The following is a 3,296-nucleotide window of genomic DNA, read 5'->3' as shown; positions in this document are numbered from 1 at the left end:
CAGTCGCACGGCGTACGGCGACCAGCGCCCGGGCACAGCGGCGCCCTCGCGCAGCAGCTCCTCGGTGGTGGCCCGGCCGGGCCGCGCGACGAGCGTCACCTCGGGCCGCTCGTTGTCGGCCGCGAGCAGTTCCTCGATACCGGCGCGCCCGCCGCCGAGGGAGTCCCAGAGCGCGGAGACGACCCAGCGGGGGTGCGAGTGGACGACGGCGAGGTGGTCCTCGGGGTCGTCGTCGTAGGGCGGCGCCACCTTCCCGAGCCACCCGTCGAGATCGTCCTGCGCCACCTTGCGCAGCACGGCGTTGACGAACTTGGCCCGTCCGTCGCCGAGCACGACCCGTGCCAGTTCCACGGTCGCGGACACCGCGGCGTGGCTCGGGATCCGCGTCCCCAGCAGCTGGTGCACGCCGAGGCTCAGCACGTCGAGCACGGGCGGGTCGACCTCGCGCAGCGGCCGGTCCACGCACGCGGCGATGACGGCGTCGTACGTGCCCTGCCGGCGCAGCGTGCCGTACACCAGCTCGGTCGCGAGGGCGGCGTCCCGGGCGTCGAAGTCGTCCTTCTCGCGCGCCTTGCGGAGCAGTGGCGGCAGCACGAGATTGGCGTACGCGTCCCGCTCGTCCACCGCCCGCAGCGCCTCGAAGGCCAGGATGCGGACGGGGTCCTTCTTGGGACGCCGGTAGGGCTTGGCGGGCTTACGGGGCCGCCGCGGCTGCTCGCTCACGAAAAAGGTGCTCCGGAGATCAGATGGGGTGCGGTGTCCAGCCTACGTCGGCGCACCCGCACCTCTGCCGCCCGGGGTTCAGCCGCCGAGCTTCTCCCCCTCGGCGATGCGCACGCCGCGCGCCCAGTCGGCCGCGCGCATCGGCTTCTTGCCCTGCGCCTGCACCCAGAGCAGCTCGACGGCGTGTGAGCCGGTGCCCACGTGCACGCTGTTCTTGCCCGCCACGAGCCTGCCCGGCGCCAGGTCCGTCCGCTCGGGCACCAGTGCCACCTGAATGAGCTTCAGACGCTCGCCGCGGAAGGTGGTCCAGGCGCCGGGCGCAGGGGTGCAGCCGCGCACGACGCGGTCGACGCGCAGCGCCGGCGTCGCAAAGTCCACCTCGGCGTCCTCGACGGTGATCTTCGGCGCGAGGCTGATGCCCTCGGCCGGCTGCGGCACGGCCTTCAGGGTGCCGTCCGCGATGCCGTCCATGGTGGCCGCGAGCAGCCCGGCGCCGGCGAAGGCGAGCCGGGTCAGCAGGTCGCCGCTGGTGTCGGTGGGCCGGATCTGCTCGGTCACCGTCCCGTACACCGGCCCGGAGTCGAGGCCCTCCTCGATGAGGAAGGTCGAGGCGCCCGTGATCTCGTCGCCCGCCATGATCGCGTGCTGCACCGGCGCCGCGCCGCGCCAGGCGGGCAGCAGCGAGAAGTGCAGGTTGACCCAGCCGTGGGCGGGGATGTCGAGGGCCACGCGGGGCAGCAGGGCGCCGTAGGCGACGACCGGGCAGCAGTCCGGTGCGATCTGCGCGAGCCGCTCCAGGAACTCGGGGTCCCGGGGCCTGACCGGCTTCAGCACCTCGATGCCGGACTCCTCCGCCCGCTCGGCCACGGGCGACGCGACCAGCCTGCGCCCGCGCCCGGCGGGCGCGTCGGGCCGCGTGACGACGGCGGCCACCTCGTGCCGGCCGGAGGCGAGCAATGCGTCCAGGGCGGGAACGGCGACCTCGGGGGTACCGGCGAAGACGAGCTTCATGGGCGGGTTCGGGCCTCTCGGGCGGGGGTCGGACGGGCAGCGCACCAGTCTATGACCACACCGGGAGCGCGGCCGACGGAGAATCACCGTCCGCACCGTGCACGGCCGAGCGGCCAACCGGGAGCGGGCGGCGCGTGGATGAGAGGGAGGCGTGGGCATATGCCCGTACGCCCCCACCCCGTGACCAGCGGAGCGCACACGCGTTGGTCAAGAAAGAGTTGACCACATGGGGGCTTTCGCCGCCCGATTTCTTTCAACGCCGGTTCGAGAGGCTTGTTCATGGCCGACCACGCAACCCACGACGCCCAGGCCCGGGCCAGCCTGCACTTGCTGGTGCGGGACATCGAGCGGGTCCGCCGGCAGGTGGACGCGCTGCGTACGCTCACCGCCCAGTTGGGCAACGTCTACCGCCCGCGCCGCTCCGGCCCGTCCACGGGCTTCGTCGTCTACGGACGCGCCCCCGCCCCGACGGTCCGTCTCGCCCAGGAACTCCGGGACAGTGTCGAGACCCTGGTGACGGCCGCCGTGGACTTCGACCGCTCGCTCGGCTTCTCGTGGGACGCGGTGGGCTCGGCGCTCGGGGTCACCAAGCAGGCGGTGCACCGCCGTTACGGCGCGCGCCGGGCCGCGGCCCAGGCGGCCGCCGAGGCCGAACGGCAGGAGCCGTCCGGTTCGCGCACGCTCAACGTGAACACCGGCCTGCCCACGGTGCCGGCCGTCCCGGCCGCCCGCTCCCTGCCGACGCAGCCGACCGCGGGCAGCCCGTCGCTGCGCGACGACGCCCGGCCGACGGCCTTCCCCAGCCCGCGCAACGGCTGACCTGCTCCCCCCTGCCCTCCCGGAAACGGCCGGGAGGGCAGCCGTGTTCCGCACGCCGTCCCCCATCGCACGGCGACCGCGACCTCAGCCGATGTCCGGCGGATCGATCCGCACCCGCACCGCCTCGCCACTCCCCCGTGCCATCCGGGCGGCCTGGGCGGTCTTCAGGGCGGAGGCCAGCGCGGCACCGCTGCCCGGAGGCACCCGCACCAGCGCGCGCTCCCAGTGCTCCCCCTCAGGCGGCGCCCCGGGTCTGCGCGGTCGGCCCGGCTGGGCCGTCGGCAGCGGTACCGGCCCCAACACCTCGGCGTCCGAGGGCAGTTCGACCGCCGAGAGGAACTCGGCGACGGCGGCGGGCGGCCCGGACACGGCGGCCATCCGCGACACCGGCGGAAAGCCCAGTTCGGCCCGCTCGGCCAGCTCACGGACCGCGTGCCCGACCGGGTCCCAGCGCACCAGCGCCTGCACGGGCCTGAGGGTCGGCTCAGCCACCACGACCACCGTGCCGCCCTCTCCCTGCGGCCGTACCAGCGCGCCCGCGGCGATCCACCGGCGCAGCGCGTCCTCGCCGGCCCGCAGGTCGGGCCGCACCAGCATGGCCCAGCCGTCGAGCAGCAGGGCCGCCGCATAGCCGCCCTCGGCGACCGGCTCGGCCCCCGGGGTGCTCACGACCAGCGCGGGTGTGCCCGGCACGGTGTCCAGCACGTGCTCGCGCCCGGAGGTGCGCACCGGCACGGCGGGGA

3 protein-coding genes and 1 pseudogene are annotated in these 3,296 nt (G+C 75.1%); 1 reads left to right on the top strand and 3 read right to left on the bottom strand.

Annotation, left to right across the window (positions count from 1 at the left end; translation table 11 throughout):
- A partial coding sequence (locus tag ACLU3S_RS36435) for a transcription antitermination factor NusB (RefSeq protein WP_413956261.1) occupies positions 1 to 723 on the bottom strand: 723 nt, incomplete at its 3' end.
- A gap of 78 nt (positions 724 to 801) precedes the next feature.
- Positions 802 to 1,734 carry a methionyl-tRNA formyltransferase gene (gene fmt / locus ACLU3S_RS36430; RefSeq protein ID WP_413956260.1) on the bottom strand — a complete coding sequence of 311 codons (933 nt, stop codon included), beginning with the start codon at positions 1,732 to 1,734 and terminating at the stop codon, positions 802 to 804.
- Positions 1,735 to 2,013: 279 nt separating this feature from the next.
- On the opposite strand from fmt, the gene ACLU3S_RS36425 reads away from it, so the two are divergent.
- Positions 2,014 to 2,553: a hypothetical protein gene (locus ACLU3S_RS36425; protein ID WP_413956259.1), complete on the top strand. Its 540-nt coding sequence runs from the start codon at positions 2,014 to 2,016 to the stop codon at positions 2,551 to 2,553.
- An 84-nt stretch (positions 2,554 to 2,637) separates the two neighbouring features.
- Here ACLU3S_RS36425 and ACLU3S_RS36420 read toward each other — a convergent pair.
- Positions 2,638 to 3,296, bottom strand: a pseudogene (locus ACLU3S_RS36420) (primosome assembly protein PriA); the annotation flags it as partial.

It is taken from the genome of Streptomyces sp. AF1A, from assembly GCF_047340315.1.
Taxonomy (GTDB): Bacteria; Actinomycetota; Actinomycetes; order Streptomycetales; family Streptomycetaceae; genus Streptomyces.
This window is presented reverse-complemented; position numbering and strand designations above follow the sequence as displayed.